Origin of the sequence: Piscinibacter defluvii (assembly GCF_004011805.1) — a bacterium.
Classification (GTDB): Bacteria; Pseudomonadota; Gammaproteobacteria; order Burkholderiales; family Burkholderiaceae_C; genus Piscinibacter; species Piscinibacter defluvii.
In genome coordinates, this window is record NZ_ML137196.1 from 616,210 (window position 1) to 633,125 (window position 16,916).

A 16,916-nucleotide genomic window follows, 5' to 3' on the forward strand; every position below is an offset into this window, starting at 1 on the left:
GTGTGCCTGCGCGCCGTGCTGCTCGGCGGCGTGCCGGCCCTGCTCGCGGCGCCCCTGTGGGCCGCCGAGCTGGTGCTCGGGCAGGTGGTGCCGCTGGACGATCCGGCGTCGATCGGCAACCAGCTCCGCCAGGGCATCGAGCTGTGCCTGGCCGACATCAACCGCCGCGGCGGCAGCCACGGCGCGAGCCTGCGCCTGGTCAGCCTGCATCGCGGGCCCGACGATGTGGTGCCGCGCACCCGCGCGCTGCTGGCGCAGGCGAAGCCCGTCGCGCTGGTCGGCATGATGGGCACCGGGCCGACCGAGGCGCTGCTCGCGTCCGGGCTGCTCGCCGCCGCGGCGGTGCCGGCCGTGGGCATCCGCTCGGGGGCGGCGACACTGCGCGACGGACCGGGCGCACGCTGGCTGTTCCATACCCGGGCGGGCTACGCCGCCGAGGTCTCGCGCGTGCTCGAGCACCTGCGCACGCTCGGCGCCACGCGCATCGGGCTGTACCACGAGCGCAGCGCCTTCGGCGCGGAGTTGCGCACGCTGGTCAGCCAGCGTGCGGCGGCGCTGCGCTGGGGCGGGGTGGTGCTGCAGCCGCATGCGCCGCGGGCGGCCGATCCGGCCCCGGCGATCGCGGCGTTCGTGCGGGCCGGCGTCAACGCCGTGCTGGTGGCCGGCACCAGCGAGTCGGCCGCCGAGTTCCATCGCGCCTACCGGCGCGCGGGCGGCGGGGGCCATGTGGTGGCGCTGTCGACGGTCGATGCCGCGCAGGTGCTGCGGCACATCGGGCCGGCCGACGCCCGCGGCCTGGCCGTCGTGCAGACGGTGCCCGATCCGGCCGATCCCACCGTGCGCTTCTCGCGCGAGCTGCAGGCCCTGCTGGAGCGATCCGGACCGGCCGCGCCGCGTGCGACGCCTGCGCTGGCCGAGGGCTGCATCGCCGCGCGCACGGTGGCCGAGGGCCTGCGGCGCGCCGGCCCGAACCCGAGCGGCGAACGGCTGCGCATGGCCCTCGAGTCGATCGCCGAGCTCGACCTCGGCGGCGTGGCCGTCGGCTACGCCGGGCCGTTGCGCGGCGGCAGCTTCATCGACATCGCCGTCCTGGACGGCCATGGGCGGCTGCGCCGTTGACCGCCGCACCCGGGCCGGCACGCGCCGGTGCAGCCGCGCGCCGGATCAGAACACCGTGCCGTCGCTTTCGATGCTCACCGGCGGTGCGCCACCGGGGCGGCGCTCGGCCGCGATCTGCCGTCCGGCCGCCCAGCTGCCGCCCTCGAGCAGGCAGGGCAGCGGCAGGTCGGGCACGCCGAGCAGGCTGCGCACCCGCGGCAGCAGCTCGTCGAGCAGCGTGACGGTCAGCGCGCGCCATTCGATCACCCAGGGGTCGGCCGGCGTGCGCGGCGCCGCCGCGAAGGCCGCATCGCGCGGCACGATCACGCCGGCATCGAGCAGCAGGCCGCCATTGCGGTACTCCGGCAGGCCGGTCAGCTCGTCGAGCCCGTGCACCTTCACGCCGGCCCACTCGAAGGGCTCGACCAGCGAGTAGGCGAGCCACTGGCTGAGCTTGTGGAACGGCACCCAACCGGCGCTCGTGCCCGTGCCGCCGGCGGCCGGGTGCGGCCAGACGTCGCCCACCGGAACCCCGTGGAAGACCTGCCCGCTCGGCCAGATGCCGCTGAAGGACTCCAGCAGCGCGCCGAGGATGCGCCCGGCGCCGACCTCGTGGTGCATCGCCGTCGGCAGCGGCCGGTGGTGGTTCAGGCGCGGCGCATGGGCGTGATGCGTCAGCGCATCGAACAGGTGGCCGGGCTGGCCGGTCGAGGTGAAGACCTCCGGCCGCGCACGCAGCGCCTCGCCGAGCCGGTGCAGCAGCGCCACGCGGCCTTCGAGGCCGACCAGCGGGTTGTCCGGCCCCGCCTGGAACACCTCGACCAGCCCCTTCGCATCGATCTTCAGCAGCGCCGCCGCGTCGACGCGGATCGGGTCGCCCGGGTCGGACGAGAAGCGCCCGGCCAGGAAGGCCCGGAAGCTCGCCACCGCGAGGCCCTCGCTGCGCACGAAGCGCTGGCCGCTCTCCGCCTCGTGGTACGCCCAGCTGGCGCCGGCGCCGGCATCGAGCAGCACGCTGAGCAGGGCCAGGTCGATCCGGGTACGCGCCGCGGCGATGTGGCTGCGGCCGTTGAGCCGGCGGTCCAGCTCGGCCTTGCGGTCCACGCCACCGGCCTCGAAGTGGCGCCAGCGGCTGTGGACCGGGATCTTCAGGTCGGGGAAGCGGCTGCGGGTCAGCGCCGCGATGCGCTGCGCGACGGCGTCGAGCCTGGCGCGCTCGAGCGTGAAGTGCGGCGACGCGCCCGCATCGACCCAGGCCGTGATCGAGGCGCAGCGCGCACGGATCGTCGCCGGGTCGCGCAAGGTGCGGACCGCGGCGTCGACCAGGTGCTGCTCATTCAAGGCCGCGCCCCTTCACGCTGGCGAGCTGGGCTTCGTCGGGCACCGCGCCGTCGGTGAAATAACCCGCGGCGATCTTCGCCTCGATCTCGACCTTGGCATCGGCCGGCACCAGCTCGTCGGGGATCTTGACGCGCTCGCCCACCGTGATGCCGCTGCCGGTGATCGCGTCGTACTTGTCGTTGCTCATCGACACCAGCCGGTGGATGGTGCGGATGCCGAGCCAGTGCAGCACGTCGGGCATCAGCTCCTGGAAACGCATGTCCTGCACGCCGGCCACGCACTCGGTGCGCAGGAAGTACTTGTCGGCCCGGTCGCCGCCCTCCTGGCGCTTGCGCGCGTTGTAGACCAGGAACTTGGTGACCTCGCCGAGCGCGCGGCCCTCCTTGCGGCTGTAGGCGATCAGGCCCACGCCGCCGGCCTGGGCGCCGCGGATGCACTCCTCGATGGCATGCGTCAGGTAGGGCCGGCAGGTGCAGATGTCGGAGCCGAACACGTCCGAGCCGTTGCACTCGTCGTGCACACGCGCGGTCAGCGTGACGTTCGGGTCGGCCAGGTCGCGCGGATTGCCGAAGATGTAGAGCGTCTGCCCGCCGATGGGCGGCAGGAACACCTCGATGTCGCTGCGCGTGACGAGCTCGGGGTACATGCCGCCGGTCTCCTCGAAGAGCGCGCGGCGCAGCTCGGCCTCGCTGACCGCGAAGCGCTTGGCCACCCCCGGCAGCCACCAGACCGGCTCGATCGCGATCTTGGTCACCGTGGCGGAGCTGTCCTCCAGCAGCACCTTGCCGTCCACCTGCAGGCGCTGGAAGGCGAGCGCCTGGCGGATCTCGGGCAGGTGGATGTGCGCCTTGGTGACGGCGATAGTCGGGCGGATGTCGTAGCCCTGCTCGAGGTAGTCGGCGAACACCTGCTGCACCGAGGCGCCCCAGGGGTCGATCGAGACGATCTTCTCCGGGTCGCCCCACTGCTCGTAGGGGCCGATCGGGTCGGTCGGCGCGGTGTTGGTCAGGTCGGCGCGGTGGCCCTTGACCAGGTTGCCGGCCGCCACCGCCAGCGCGCGGTAGACGCCGTAGCTGCCGCTGTGCGTGCCCACCACGTTGCGCTGGCTGCGGTTGCCGGTGGTGCCGACGATGGGCCCGCGCTCCAGCGCATCGGCCGCGCCCCAGTGGATGGCCGGCGCGCCGGTGGCGCCCTGGCCGGGGTGGGAGGTCAGGCGGATGTGGCGCGCGCCGGGTTCGGAACTCATCGATACAGGATAGCGCCGGAAGACCGCCGCGCGAAGCTATCCCAGCCCGCGCACCGGCAGGCTCGGCCGCTGCAGCCAGTTGCGCGGCGACCAGGCGGCGCTGCCGTCGGTGGCATGCAGCGTGTAGGCCATGCGCGAGCGCGCCGAACGGTTCGGCCCGCTGTAGTGCGGCAGCCGGCCGTGAAACACGACCAGCGCGCCGGCCTCCACCTCCACCGGCACCGCTTGCTCCAGGCTCGGCCAGGGCGTGTCGTCCAGCGTGCGCATCTGCAGCGTGTCGCCCGCGCGCTCGAAGCGCTGGCGCAGCGGGCCGCGCTGGCCGCCGGGCTGCACCCACAGGCAGCCGTTGTCGCGGTCGGCGTCCTCGAGCGCGAACCAGAAGCCGACCACGCTGTCGGGCTCGGTGATCAGGAAGGTGGCGTCCTGGTGCCAGCCGACCTCGCCGCCGATGCCCGGCGGCTTCCAGATCAGCATCGACTGCCAGGCCTGCGGCACCCGCAGCCCGAGCGCGGCGGCCAACGCCGCCATGTCGGGCCCGCGCGAGAAGCGGTCGAACACCGGGTCCAGGTCGTGCAGCGCGTGGCCGATCTTGTTGATCGCCTGGTCGGCCGGGCGCCGCAGGCGGCCGGCGGCGTCGAAGGCTTCTTCTTCGTAGAAGCAGTGGATCGTCTCGGCCGAGGCGCGGAAAGCAGCGTCCGCTGTGCGGGCCTGGTCGCGCGTGGTGAACACGCTGGGCGGCCCGCGGTCGACGAAGCCGGCGGCGATCTGTCGCGCCCGTTCGCGCAGCCCCGCCACGGCGGCCTCGTCACGGAAGCCGGGCAGCACGAGGAAACCCTGATCGCGGTAGCGCAAGACCTGGTTCGGGTTCAGCATGGCGGTGCGTCCTGGCGTCAACGGTAGCGCAAGTCGGCGTCGTCACGTGGCATGACGCTTGCACCCCGGGCCGCCAGCCCAACCCAACGGACCACGAGGGACTGTCCATGCCGAACCGCGCTCCGCTGCCGCCCGCCCTTCCCGCGTTCCGCATGCACCGCGTTGCGGCGGCTTGCGCACTGGTCGCGCTGCATGTCGGTGCAGCTGCCCAGGCCCCCGCCGACGCCGGCAGGCTGCCCACCGTGACGGTGACGGCCGAACGCCGCACCGAGAACCTGCAGGACGTGCCGAGCTCGGTGACGACGCTCAGCCCCGAGATGATCGACGTGCTCAACACCGGCGGGCAGGACGTGCGCATGCTCTCGGCGCGGGTGCCGAGCCTGAACATCGAGTCCTCGTTCGGGCGTGCCTTCCCGCGCTTCTACATCCGCGGCTACGGCAACACCGACTTCCGGCTCAACGCCTCGCAGCCGGTCTCGCTGGTCTACGACGAGGTGGTGCAGGAGAACCCGATCCTGAAGGGCTTCCCGGCCTTCGACCTGGACCGCATCGAGGTGCTGCGCGGCCCGCAGGGCACGCTGTTCGGGCGCAACACGCCGGCCGGCGTCGTCAAGTTCGAATCGGTGCGGCCCTCGCTGAAGAAGGTGGAGGGTTACGGCAGCCTGTCCGTGGGCACCTTCAAGACCGTCAACGCCGAGGGCGCGGTCAACTTCCCGACCGGCCCGAGCACGGCGCTGCGCGTGTCGGTGCTGAACCAGACCCGCGACGACTGGGTCGAGAACACCTTCGACGACGGGCCGACGCAGGACCTGGAGGGCTACCGCGATTCCGCGCTGCGCGCGCAGTACCTGTGGCAGCCGCACCAGGACTTCAGCGCCCTCTTCAACCTGCACGCGCGCGACTACGCCGGCTCGGCACGCCTGTTCCGCGCCAACATCATCGTCAAGGGCACCAACGACCTGGTGCCCGGCTTCGACGAGTCCAAGGTCTCGTACGACGGCAAGAACGAGTCGGAGCTGCAGAACTACGGTGCCAGCCTGCGCCTGCGCTGGGGGCTGGGCAGCGTGGCGCTGCATTCGATCACCGGCTACGAGCAGGTGCGCACCTACAGCCGCGGCGACATCGACGGCGGCTTCGGCAACACCTTCGCACCGCCCTCGGGGCCGGGGGTCATCCCGTTCTCGTCCGAGACGGCCGACGGCATGCCGGCACACCGCCAGGTGACGCAGGAGTTCCGGCTCGAGTCCACCGACTCGGGGCCGCTGGGCTGGCAGGCCGGCCTGTACCTGTTCCACGAGGACTACAAGATCGAGAGCTTCAGCTACGACTCGCCGAACGGCAGCGCGCAGGACGGCTACCAGCGGGTGCGCCAGAAGAACGACGCGGTGGCGCTGTTCGGCGCGCTGAACTACGCCCTCACGCCCGAGCTGAAGCTGCGCGCCGGCGGGCGCTACACGCGCGACACCAAGAAGTTCAGCGTCGAGGCCTACGAGAACACCGGCTTCGTGCCCTGCACGCTGCTGGGCAAGTGCACGCTCGCGCAGCTCGCGGCGCAGGAGCCCGACGGCGACCTGTCCGCCGCGCCCAAGGACAGCAAGTTCAACTGGGACCTCTCCGGCACCTACACCGTCACGCCCGGGACCAACCTGTACGCGCGCGTGGCCACGGGCTTCCGCGGCAGCAGCGTGCAGGGGGCGGGGGCGTTCAACGGTAAGTCGGTGGCCGGCCCGGAGACGAACACCTCCTTCGAGGCCGGCGTGAAGACCGACCTGCTGGACGGGCGCGCGCGCGTCAATTTCGGCGTCTTCCACTACACCGTGAAGGACCTGCAGGTCACCGCGGTGGGCGGCTCGTCCAATGCCAACATCCTGCTCAACGTCGACAAGGCGGTGGGCCAGGGCTTCGAGCTGGACGCCCAGGCGCTGCTGACCGACCGGCTGATGGTGGGCCTGGGGGTGGGCTACAACGACACCAAGATCAAGGACCCGGGCCTGGCCGTGGCGGTGTGCGGCGACGGCATCGCCGCGCCGGTACGCAACTGCACGGTGACCGACCCGCAGCCCACCGCCGGCACCGCACTGATCGACGGCAACCCGCTGCCGCAGGCGCCCAGGACCACCCTCAGCTTCATGCTGAAGTACACGCAGCCGATCGGCGACGGCGAGCTGTACGTGCTGACCGACTGGACCTACCGCAGCAAGATCAACTTCTTCCTCTACGAGTCGGTCGAGTTCACCGGCAAGCCACTCACCGAGGGTGGCTTGCGCCTGGGCTACGTGTGGGGCAACGGCAAGTACGAGGTGGCGCTGTTCGGCCGCAACATCACCAACCAGATCCGCGTGGTGGGTGGCATCGACTTCAACAACCTGACCGGCTTCATCAACGAGCCGCGCACCTGGGGAGCCCAGTTCAGGGCGAGCTTTTGATCCCCCCGAAGCGGCCTGCGGCCGCCTCCCCCCAGGGGGCGCCGCCAGCGGCCCAGCGAAGCCGGTTCCGCGGCGGCCGCTCGATGCTCTTCGCCGGCCTCCTGGTGCTGGCCACGGGTGCTGTCGCGCAGCCGGCGCTGATCCTGGAGCTCGGCGGCAAGGCCGACCGCTCGTTCAACCAGGCCGCCTGGGAGGGCGCCACGGCCTGGAGGAAGCGCACCGGGCGCGAGTTCCTCGAGTTCGAGATCGCCAACGCGGCGCAGCGCGAGCTGGCCGCGCGGCGCTTCGCCGAGCGCGGCGCAAACCCGGTGGTGGGCATCGGCTTCCCGCAGGCCTCCAGCATCGCCAAGGTGGCGCGCGAGTTTCCGAAGACGCAGTTTGCGATCGTCGACGCGGTGGTCGAGCTGCCCAACGTGCAGAGCTTCGTCTACCGCGAGCACGAGGGCAGCTTCCTGGTCGGCATGCTGGCGGCACTGGCCAGCCGGACCGGCAAGATCGGCTTCGTCGGCGGGCAGGACATCCCGCTGGTGCGCAAGTTCCTGTGCGGCTACGAGCAGGGCGCGCGCCACGTGAACCCGAAGATCGAGCTGCTCTCGGCCATGACCGGCAACACCGCCACCGCCTGGACCGACCCGCTGCGCGGCGCCGAGCTGACCAAGGCGCAGATCGCGCAGGGCGCGGACGTGGTGTTCGCCGCCGCCGGCACCACGGGCCTCGGCATCATGCAGGCCGCACGCGACGCCGGGAAGCTCTCGATCGGCGTGGACAGCAACCAGAACCACCTGCATCCCGGCTTCGTGCTGACCTCGATGGTCAAGCGCGTCGACCTCGCGGTGCAGGCGGCCTTCGACGGCGTGAAACCCGGCGTCACCGCGCTCGGCCTGAAGGAAGCTGCGCTCGACTATGCGCTGGACGAACACAACGCCAAGCTCGTGACGCCGGCGATGAAGGCGCGGGTCGACGCGGCCAGGGCGGACATCGTCGACGGCCGGCTGAAGGTGATCGACTACACCGTGGCCAACACCTGCCGCTGAGGCGGGGCGGACGGCGCTCGCCGGGCCTGCTCGTGCTGCGCGGCCAGGCGCAGCACGTAGCCGAGCTTGAAGAAGCCGGCGGCGATCGTGATCGCCAGGTGGGCGACGATCTGCAGCCCGAGACCGAAGTGCGCGGCGAAGGGATAGGCGGCCCCGACACCGACCAGCATCGTCAGGCCCGACAGGGCCATGGTGCGGTTGCCGAGGGAGTAGTAGCGCTGGGTGCTCATGGCACGGAAGTTCCTGTGGGATGGGTATGGGGGTGGTCAGGCGGTGGCGAGGCGCACGTCCGGCCCGTCCAGCACCAGCGCCGGCAGGGTGCCGTAGCAGCCCAGGTGCAGGTTGCGGGCGATGCCGCAGGCCGTGGCGAACAGCTCGTCGGCCGCGGCGCCGGGCAGCTCGGCCGCGGTGTGCCGGCGCCACAGCGTCAGCCAGCGCGCGAAATGCGCCGGCTGCAGCGCGGGCAGCAGCGCCTGGTGCTTGCGCATGACGTTGCCGCGGAAGCTGCGCGTGTGCAGCAGCACGGTGGACCAGAACTCGGTCATGCGCTCCCGGTGCGCCGGCCAGCGCGTGCCGGACAGCGGTGCGAACAGCGGGCCGAGCCCGGGGTCGGCGAACACCTCGGCGTAGAAGCGGTCGACCAGCCGGGCCAGGTCGTCGCGGGTGACCGGCGCGGCCTCGTAAACATGCATCATGTATGCATCTTATAGGCGCCCTACAATAGGTGTCAAGCCGATGCATCTTTTTGGGGGAGCCGATGCGCCTGACCCAGCACACCGACTACGCGATCCGCGTGCTGATGTTCGCCGCCAGCCGCTTCACGCGCGAAGGCCCCGAGGCGCTCAGCTCGATCCGCGAGATCGCCGAGGCCTACGGCATCTCGGAGAACCACCTGATGAAGGTGGTGAACCGGCTGGCGCAGGAAGGGCTGCTGCACACCCAGCGCGGCCGCCACGGCGGCCTGCGCCTGGCGCGCGCCCCGCACGAGACGCGCCTGGGCGAGGTGGTGCGCCTGATCGAGGACGACATGGCGCTGGTGGAGTGTTTCGGCAGCGGCTCGACCTGCCCGCTGACCGCCGGCTGCCACCTGGCGACGGCGCTGATCGAGGCCCGCCAGGCCTTCGTCGACTCGCTGGACCGGCACACGCTGGCCGACCTGGTGCCGCGCGCCCGGGCGCGCGCGATCATCGCGCTGTCGGCCCGGCCGCCGCGCGCCGCGCCGGGACCTTAGGGCTCAGGCGGCAGCCCAGGCCGCGAAGGCCGCGCGCGCCGCGGCCTTCGCCGGCGCACCGAGGAACGAGGCCTCGGCCGCGAGCGTGCCCATGCGCAGCAGGTCGGCCTCGGTCAGCGCCGCCTCGCGCAGCAGCACCAGCGCCTCGCCGCTGTGCGTCACCTGCGACATCAACCGGTTGTCGGTGTGGAAGGACAGGCTCACGCCGGCGCGCCACAGCGGCACGATCGGATGCTCGGCGATCGACGCGGCTGCGCCGGTATGCACGTTGCTCGTCGGGCACACCTCCAGGTGCACGCCGCGCTCGCGCAGTTCCGCGAGCACCGCGTCGCCGCGCGCGCCGCGCAGCAGGTCGGCCACCCGCACGCCATGGCCGATGCGGGCGGCGCCGAGCCGGGCCGCCTCGAGCACACGTTCGCCGACATCGGCTTCGCCGGCATGCAGGGTCAGGCCCAGGCCGGCCTCGCGCGCCAGGGCGATCGCGCCGGCATGGTCGCCGGGTGGGTGGCCGGCCTCGGCGCCGGCCAGGTCGAAGGCCAGCACGCCGCGCCCGAGGTAAGCCGCCGCGAGCCGCGCCACACGCTCGCTGCGCGTGGCCGGCTCGTGCCGCATCGCGCACAGGATGAGCCCGGCCGGCAGCGCACTGCGCGCCAGGCCGGCGAGCAGCGCCTCGACCACCGCCTCCGGCGCCAGGCCGAAGGGCTCGAACAGCAGCGGCGCGATGCGGAACTCGCCGAGCACCACGCCGTCGGCACGCGCGTCCTCGGCCGCCTCGAAAGCCACCCGCTCGAGCGCCGGCAGCGAGGCCATGGCCGCCACCGTCAGCGCGAAGCCGCGCAGGTACTCGACCAGGCTGCCGGCATGGGCCCGGTCGGCGAACCAGCTCTCCAGCGCGTCGGGGTCGCCCGCCGGCGCGTCCAGGCCGCGTGCGTGCAGCAGCTCCAGCAGCGTGGCCACGCGCAGCCCGCCATCCAGGTGCTCGTGCAGCAGCACCTTGGGCAGGCGGCGCATGCGGTCGGCCAGCGCGTCGGTCATCGGCGCATCGTAGTGGAGGCGGTGCGAGTCTTGCTATCCTGCGGCGGGCTTCGACGGAGACACTCCATGACGGTATCCCGGCTGATCGCCACCGCCCTGCTCGCCCTGGCGAGCGCCGCCGCGCTCGCGCAGCCGGCGATCGTCTACGACATGGGCGGCAAGTTCGACAAGTCCTTCAACGAGGCAGCCTGGCGCGGCGCCGAGCGCTGGAAGAAGGACACCGGCAAGCCCTACCTGGACTTCGAGATCGCCAACGAGGCGCAGCGCGAGCAGGCCATGCGCCGCATGGCCGGGCGCGGCGCGAATCCGGTGATCGGCATCGGCTTCTCGCAGGCCAGCAGCATCGAGAAGGTGTCGCAGGAGTTCCCGAAGCAGCAGTTCGTGGTGGTCGACGCGGTGGTCAACAAGCCGAACGTGCAGTCCATCGTCTTCAAGGAGCACGAGGGCAGCTTCCTGGTCGGCATGCTGGCCGCGCTGGCCAGCAAGACCGGCAAGGTGGGCTTCGTCGGCGGCATGGACATCCCGCTGATCCGCCGCTTCCAGTGCGGCTACGAGCAGGGCGCGAAGTTCGCCAACCCGAAGGTCGAGGTGTTCAGCGCGATGACCGGCACCACGCCCGCGGCCTGGAGCGACCCGGCGCGCGGCGGCGAACTCGCCAAGGCCCAGTTCGCCAAGGGCGCGGACGTGGTGTTCGCGGCCGCCGGCGGCACCGGCGTGGGTGTCTACCAGGCCGCCAAGGACGCCGGCAAGCTCGCCATCGGCGTGGACAGCAACCAGAACCACCTGCACCCGGGCACCATGCTGACCTCGATGGTCAAGCGGGTCGACAACGCGGTCTACGACGCCGCCAACAAGAGCGTGCCGGGGGTCAGCGCGCTGGGCCTGAAGGAAGGCGGCGTCGACTACGCGCTCGACCAGCACAACGAGACGCTGGTCGGTGCCGAGATGCGCAAGAAGGTCGACGCGGCCAAGGCCGACATCATCGCCGGCAAGATCAAGGTCGCTGACTACATGGCGAGCAACTCCTGCACCTTCTGATGACTGCGCCCGCGGTGGCGATGCACGGCATCGCCAAGCGCTTCGGCGCGGTGCAGGCGAACCGGGACGTCGACCTGAGCGTCGCCGCCGGCACCATCCACGGCATCGTCGGCGAGAACGGCGCCGGCAAGAGCACGCTGATGGCGATCCTGTACGGCTTCTACCAGGCCGATGCGGGAAGGATCGAGATCGACGGGCGCGCGGTCGCAATCCGCCATTCGCGCGACGCGATCGGCCTGGGCATCGGCATGGTGCACCAGCACTTCATGCTGGTGGAGTGCTTCAGCGCGCTCGACAACATCCTGCTCGGCGCCGAACCGCACTGGCAGCTCGCGCGCTCGCGGGCGCAGCTGCGCCGCGGGCTGGAGGCGCTGATGCACGACACCGGCCTGCAGGTGCGGCTGGACGAACTCGTCGAGGACCTGCCGGTCGGCGAGCGCCAGCGCCTGGAGATCCTGAAGGCGCTGGTGCGCGGCGCGCGCATCCTGATCCTCGACGAGCCGACCGCGGTGCTGACGCCGCAGGAGACCGCCCAGCTCTTCGCCACGCTGCGCCAGCTGCGCGCACGCGGCACCACCGTGCTGCTGATCACCCACAAGCTGCGCGAGATCATGGCCCTGTGCGACGCGGTCACGGTGATGCGCGGCGGCCAGGTGGTGCTCGACTGCACGATCGCCGACACCTCGGTGGACGCGCTCGCCGAGGCGATGGTCGGCCGGCGCGTGCAGCTCGGCCGCGCCGAGGGCGACAGCGTCGCGCCGGGCGAGGTGCTGCTGCGCGCCCAGGGCCTGGCCTGGCGCGACGCGCTCGGCGTGGCGCGCCTGGACGGCGTCTCGCTCGAGCTGCGCGAGCGCGAGATCGTCGGCATCGCCGGCGTGTCGGGCAACGGCCAGAGCGAGCTGCTCGACGCGCTGGCCGGCCTGCTGGTGCCGCAGGCCGGCACGCTGACGCTCGGCGGGCGCCGCTTCGACCCGGCGCACTGGCTCGACCCGGCCACCGCCCGCGCGCTGGCGCTCGCCCATGTACCGGAAGACCGGCACCGGCGCGGCCTGGTGCTGCCCTTCCCGATGTGGGAATCGGCCGTGCTCGGCTACCAGGACGCACCGCGCTACCGCCGCCACGGCCTGATGGACCGCACCCGCATGGGCGAGGACACCGCCGCGATGATGGAACGCTACGACGTGCGCCCGCGCGCGCCGGGGCTGCGCAGCGCCACCTTCTCCGGCGGCAACCAGCAGAAGCTGGTGCTGGCGCGCGAGGCGCTGCCCGCGCCGCGCGTGCTGCTGGTGGGCCAGCCCACGCGCGGCGTGGACATCGGCGCGATCGAGTTCATCCACGGCCGGCTGCGTGCGCTGCGCGACGCCGGCGGCGCGGTGCTGCTGGTCTCCACCGAGCTCGACGAGATCCTCGCGCTGGCCGACCGCGTGCTCGTGATGGCCGCCGGCCGCATCGCCGGCGAGCTGCCGATCGCCGAGGCGGACGAGGCACGGCTGGGCTGCCTGATGGGCGGGTCGGCCATCGCGGCATGAACAGCAGCGCCGCCCCGCTGGAGATGCCGCGCTGGATGGACCTGGCGGTCCTGCCGGCCTTCAACCTCGCGCTCGCGCTGCTGGTGGCCGGTGCCGTGGTGCTGCTCGTCGGGCAGGACCCGTGGCAGGTGGTGACGCTGCTGGTCAAGGGTGCCTTCGGCTCGCGGCTCGGCCTGAGCTACACGCTCTACTACGCCACCACCTTCGTCTTCACCGGCCTGGCGGTGGCGGTGGCCTTCCACGGCGGGCTGTTCAACATCGGCGGCGAAGGGCAGGCCATGCTCGGCGGCATCGGCACCGCGCTGGTGGCGCTGTGGCTGGGCGACCGCTTCCCGCCCTGGCTCGTGATCCCCGCGATGGTGGCCGCCGCGGCGCTGGCCGGCGCGGCCTGGGCCGCGGTGCCGGCCGCACTGCAGGCCTGGCGCGGCAGCCACGTGGTCATCACGACCATCATGTTCAACTTCATCGCCTCGGCGCTGCTCGCCTGGCTGCTGATCGACGTGCTGAAGGAGCCCGGCAACATGACGGTGGAGAGCCGCGCCTTCGGCCCCGGCGCGGCACTGCCCGGCATGCACCAGCTGCTGGCCGGGCTGGGCCTCGAGTGGCCGCGTTCGCCGCTGAACCTGAGCCTGCTGCTCGCGCTGGCCGTGCTCGTGCTCGTGTGGCTGCTGCTGTGGCGCACCCGGGCCGGCTACGCGATCCGCGCGGTCGGGCACGCGCCCGAGGCAGCACGCTACGCCGGCATCCGGCCGCAGCGCCAGGTGATGATCGCGATGGCGCTGTCGGGTGCGCTGGCCGGGCTGGTGGGCGTCAACGAGGTGGCCGGGGTGCACGGCCGGCTGCTGCTGGACTACGTGGTCGGCGCCGGCTTCGCCGGCATCGCGGTGGCGCTGATCGGGCGCAACCACCCGGTGGGCATCGCGCTGGCCGCGCTGCTGTTCGGCGCGCTGTACCAGGGCGGCGCCGAACTGGCCTTCGAGGTCGAGGGCTTCAGCCGCGACATGGTGTTCACGCTGCAGGGCCTGATCGTGCTGTTCTCGGGCGCGCTGGCGCAGGTGGCGGCGCCGACGCTGGCGCGGCTGTGGAAACACGTGCATGGATGAGATCGGCCTGGCCACGCTGATCGGCTCGACGCTGCGCGTCGCGACGCCGCTGATCCTGTGTGCGCTGGCCGGCGTGCTGTGCGAGCGCTCCGGCGTGATCGACCTCGGGCTGGAGGGCAAGATGCTGCTGGCCGCGTTCGCCGCCGGCAGCGTCGGCGCGCTGAGCGGCTCGCTGGCGCTGGCGCTGGGGGCGGCGCTGGCGGTCGGCGTCGCGCTGTCGATGCTGCACGGCTGGGCCTGCGTCAGCCACCGCGGCGACCAGGTCGTGATGGGCATGGCGATCACGATGACCGCCGCCGGGCTGACCGTGGTGCTCGGCATCGCCTGGTTCCACCAGGGCGGGCAGACGCCGCCGCTGCCCGACGCGGTGCGCCTGGGCCCGCAGCTCACCGGCCTGGCCGCCGCGGTGCGCGACTGGCCCGGCCTCGGCGCCCTGCTCGCGCTCGGCCTGCTCGGCCACAACCTGGTGGTCTACGCCGCGCTGGCCGCGGTGCCGGCGGTCTGGTGGCTGCTCTACCGCACCCGCTTCGGCCTGCGCCTGCGCGCGGCCGGCGAGAACCCGGCGATGGTCGATGCCGCCGGCGTCTCGCTGCTGCGCCTGCGCTACACCGCGCTGGCCGGCAACGGCGTGCTCGCGGCCCTGGCCGGCAGCTACCTGGTGCTGGCGCAGAATCCCTCGTTCGTGCCGCACATGACGGCGGGGCGCGGCTACATGGCGATCGCGGCGATGATCTTCGGCAAGTGGCACCCGGTGGGCGCGTTCCTCGCGTGCCTGCTGTTCGGCTTCCTCGACGCGCTGGCCATCCGGCTGCAGGGCGCGCCGCTGCCGCTGGTGGGCACGGTGCCGGTGCAGGCCATCCAGGCGCTGCCCTATGTGCTGACGGTGGTGCTGCTGGCCGGCTTCATCGGCCGCTCGCGCACGCCCAAGGCGCTCGGTGTTCCGTACGTGAAGGACCGTTGATGGTCGATGAGTCCGTGCTGCATCAGCTCGCCGGCGCCGCGCGCGCCGCACGCAGGCACGCCTACGCGCCCTACTCGCGCTTCGCGGTCGGTGCCGCGCTGCTGGACGAACACGGCCGCATCCACGCCGGCTGCAACGTCGAGAACGCGGCCTACCCGCAGGGCCTGTGCGCCGAGGCGGTGGCGCTCGGCGCGCTGGTCCTGAGCGGCGCACGGCGCGTGCAGGCGGTGGTGGTGGCGGGCGTGGCGGCCGAGCCGGTCACGCCCTGCGGCGGGTGCCGCCAGAAGCTGCGCGAGTTCGCCGCCGGCACCGTGCCGGTGTGGTGTGCCGACGAACACGGCATCACCGCGCGCCACACGCTCGACGAACTGCTGCCGGCCAGCTTCGGCCCGGCGCACCTGGAGCCCTGAATGGATGCGGACGAGGCCGTCGCCCGCAGCGTGGCGGCGATCGCCGCCACCGGACGCGCGCCGCGCATCGCGTTGCTGCTCGGCTCGGGCTGGGGCCCGCTGGCGCAGCGGGTGCGCGACCCCGTGGTGCTGCCCTATGCCGGGCTGCCGGCCTTCCCGGCCCTCGCGGTCGACGGCCATGCCGGCACGCTGACGCTCGGGCGCCTCGGCGCGCACGAGATCGCCGTGCTGGCCGGGCGCAAGCATGCCTACGAGGACGGTGATGCCGCGGCGATGAAGGGCGCGCTGCGCACGCTCGCCGCGGCCGGTGTGCGCGTGCTGGTGCAGACCAACGCCGCCGGCAGCCTGGACCGCGCGCTGCGCCCGGGCGCCACCCTGCTGCTGGCCGACCACCTGAACCTCGTGCAGCGCTCGCCGCTGGTGGGCGAGCGCGGCAGCGACCGCTTCGTCGACCTGCGCGACGCCTACGACCCGGCGCTGCGCCGCCAGGCGCGGGACAGCGCCGCGCGGCTCGGCGTCGACCTGCACGAAGGCGTGTACGCCTGGGTGCTGGGCCCGCAGTTCGAGACGCCGGCCGAGATCCGCATGATCGGCGCGCTCGGTGCGCAGCTGGTCGGCATGAGCACGGTGCCGGAGACCATCCTGGCGCGCTGGCTCGGGCTGCGCGTGCTGGCGCTTTCGCTGGTCACCAACCTGGCCTGCGGCCTGGAGGACGAGGCGCTCAGCCACGCCCACACGCTGGACACCGCGCAGGCCGCCTCGGCACGGGCGGTGCCGCTGCTGGAGGCGATCGTCGCCGCGCTGGAGCTGGAATGAACCGCACGCCTCAGGAGGCCGCGCGCCTCGCCCTCGCCTGCCTGGACCTGACCAGCCTGAACGACGACGACACCGAGGCCACGGTCGACGCGCTGTGTGCCCGCGCCGCCGGCCCCTGCGGGCCGCCGGCGGCGCTGTGCGTCTGGCCGCGCCTGGCGGCGCGGGCGCGCGAGCGGGCGCCGGCCGGCGTGGCGATTGCCGCGGTGGCCAACTTCCCGGACGGCGGCACCGACATCGAACGCGCGCTGCGCGACACCGCCCGGATCGTCGCCGCCGGCGCGCAGGAGGTCGACCTGGTGCTGCCCTGGCGCGCGCTGCGCGACGGCGACGCCGCCGCGGCCGCCGCGCTGCTGCGCGCGGTGCGCCGCGCGAGCGCAGGGCTGCGGCTGAAGGTGATCCTCGAGACCGGCGAACTGCGCGACCCCGGGCTGATCGCGCACGCCGGGCGGCTCGCCCTCGCCGAGGGCGCGGACTTCCTCAAGACCAGCACGGGCAAGACGCCGGTGGGCGCGACACTCGAGGCCGCCGGCACGCTGCTCGCGCTGATCGCGTCCGACCCCGGGGCACGCGGGCGCGTCGGCTTCAAGGCCGCGGGCGGCATCCGCCGCGTGGCCGACGCGGCGCCCTACATAGACCTGGCCGAACACCATCTCGGCACGGCGGCGCTGGTGCCGGCGCGCCTGCGTTTCGGCGCGAGCGCGCTGCTCGGCGACATCGAGGCGCTGCTGGGCGGCGGCCCGGCGGTGCCGTCCCAGGGCTACTGACACCCGGGCGT

General features: G+C 73.1%; 17 protein-coding genes. 11 read left to right on the plus strand and 6 right to left on the minus strand.

What is annotated here, in order from left to right:
- On the plus strand, positions 1-1,119 hold the full coding sequence (locus tag D9C15_RS02770) for an ABC transporter substrate-binding protein (protein ID WP_164886629.1): 1,119 nt from the start codon (positions 1-3) through the stop codon (positions 1,117-1,119).
- A 45-nt stretch (positions 1,120-1,164) separates the two neighbouring features.
- Here the strand turns inward: D9C15_RS02770 and D9C15_RS02775 are convergent, their stop codons facing one another.
- Genes D9C15_RS02775 through D9C15_RS02785 form a run of 3 tightly spaced genes read right to left on the minus strand, consistent with a single transcriptional unit; the run spans position 1,165 to position 4,558 of the window.
- Positions 1,165-2,439 (minus strand): URC4/urg3 family protein, encoded by a 1,275-nt coding sequence (locus D9C15_RS02775; RefSeq protein WP_127995886.1) that lies wholly within the window; start codon positions 2,437-2,439, stop codon positions 1,165-1,167.
- Positions 2,432-3,685: a GTP cyclohydrolase II gene (locus tag D9C15_RS02780; RefSeq protein WP_127995887.1), complete on the minus strand. Its 1,254-nt coding sequence runs from the start codon at positions 3,683-3,685 to the stop codon at positions 2,432-2,434. The genes D9C15_RS02775 and D9C15_RS02780 overlap by 8 nt, the downstream gene beginning before the upstream one ends.
- A 36-nt stretch (positions 3,686-3,721) precedes the next feature.
- Positions 3,722-4,558: a phytanoyl-CoA dioxygenase family protein gene (locus D9C15_RS02785; protein ID WP_127995888.1), complete on the minus strand. Its 837-nt coding sequence runs from the start codon at positions 4,556-4,558 to the stop codon at positions 3,722-3,724.
- A gap of 107 nt (positions 4,559-4,665) precedes the next feature.
- Between D9C15_RS02785 and D9C15_RS02790 the strand changes: the two genes are divergently transcribed.
- Positions 4,666-6,984 (plus strand): TonB-dependent receptor, encoded by a 2,319-nt coding sequence (locus D9C15_RS02790; RefSeq protein WP_205854706.1) that lies wholly within the window; start codon positions 4,666-4,668, stop codon positions 6,982-6,984.
- An 83-nt stretch (positions 6,985-7,067) separates the two neighbouring features.
- On the plus strand, positions 7,068-8,018 hold the full coding sequence (locus D9C15_RS02795; RefSeq protein ID WP_127995889.1) for a BMP family lipoprotein: 951 nt from the start codon (positions 7,068-7,070) through the stop codon (positions 8,016-8,018).
- Here D9C15_RS02795 and D9C15_RS02800 read toward each other — a convergent pair.
- Positions 7,991-8,248, minus strand: a complete 258-nt coding sequence (locus D9C15_RS02800) for a hypothetical protein (RefSeq protein WP_127995890.1) — start codon at positions 8,246-8,248, stop codon at positions 7,991-7,993. The genes D9C15_RS02795 and D9C15_RS02800 overlap by 28 nt on opposite strands.
- Before the next feature lie 36 nt (positions 8,249-8,284).
- Positions 8,285-8,713, minus strand: a complete 429-nt coding sequence (locus D9C15_RS02805) for a group III truncated hemoglobin (protein ID WP_240668261.1) — start codon at positions 8,711-8,713, stop codon at positions 8,285-8,287.
- A gap of 62 nt (positions 8,714-8,775) precedes the next feature.
- On the opposite strand from D9C15_RS02805, the gene D9C15_RS02810 reads away from it, so the two are divergent.
- The gene (locus D9C15_RS02810; protein ID WP_127995891.1) at positions 8,776-9,249 is read left to right on the plus strand and encodes an RrF2 family transcriptional regulator; all 474 of its coding nucleotides are present in this window, start codon (positions 8,776-8,778) and stop codon (positions 9,247-9,249) included.
- Between the two features lie 3 nt (positions 9,250-9,252).
- Here the strand turns inward: D9C15_RS02810 and D9C15_RS02815 are convergent, their stop codons facing one another.
- A complete protein-coding gene (locus D9C15_RS02815) occupies positions 9,253-10,284 on the minus strand; it encodes an adenosine deaminase family protein (RefSeq protein ID WP_127995892.1) in 1,032 nt (343 codons plus the stop codon).
- Between the two features lie 66 nt (positions 10,285-10,350).
- Between D9C15_RS02815 and D9C15_RS02820 the strand changes: the two genes are divergently transcribed.
- The 7 genes from D9C15_RS02820 to deoC are packed head-to-tail and all read left to right on the plus strand — an operon-like array spanning position 10,351 to position 16,905.
- A complete protein-coding gene (locus tag D9C15_RS02820; protein WP_127995893.1) occupies positions 10,351-11,322 on the plus strand; it encodes a BMP family lipoprotein in 972 nt (323 codons plus the stop codon).
- Positions 11,322-12,851, plus strand: a complete 1,530-nt coding sequence (locus tag D9C15_RS02825) for an ABC transporter ATP-binding protein (RefSeq protein WP_127995894.1) — start codon at positions 11,322-11,324, stop codon at positions 12,849-12,851. Before D9C15_RS02820 ends, D9C15_RS02825 begins: the two co-directional genes overlap by 1 nt.
- Positions 12,848-13,954: an ABC transporter permease gene (locus D9C15_RS02830; protein WP_127995895.1), complete on the plus strand. Its 1,107-nt coding sequence runs from the start codon at positions 12,848-12,850 to the stop codon at positions 13,952-13,954. Before D9C15_RS02825 ends, D9C15_RS02830 begins: the two co-directional genes overlap by 4 nt.
- A complete protein-coding gene (locus tag D9C15_RS02835; RefSeq protein ID WP_127995896.1) occupies positions 13,947-14,915 on the plus strand; it encodes an ABC transporter permease in 969 nt (322 codons plus the stop codon). The genes D9C15_RS02830 and D9C15_RS02835 overlap by 8 nt, the downstream gene beginning before the upstream one ends.
- On the plus strand, positions 14,915-15,325 hold the full coding sequence (gene cdd, locus D9C15_RS02840; RefSeq protein ID WP_127995897.1) for a cytidine deaminase: 411 nt from the start codon (positions 14,915-14,917) through the stop codon (positions 15,323-15,325). Before D9C15_RS02835 ends, cdd begins: the two co-directional genes overlap by 1 nt.
- Positions 15,326-16,141, plus strand: a complete 816-nt coding sequence (locus tag D9C15_RS02845) for a purine-nucleoside phosphorylase (RefSeq protein ID WP_127995898.1) — start codon at positions 15,326-15,328, stop codon at positions 16,139-16,141. It begins immediately after the preceding gene.
- On the plus strand, positions 16,138-16,905 hold the full coding sequence (gene deoC, locus D9C15_RS02850; protein WP_127995899.1) for a deoxyribose-phosphate aldolase: 768 nt from the start codon (positions 16,138-16,140) through the stop codon (positions 16,903-16,905). Before D9C15_RS02845 ends, deoC begins: the two co-directional genes overlap by 4 nt.
- The last annotated feature ends 11 nt before the right edge of the window (positions 16,906-16,916 follow it).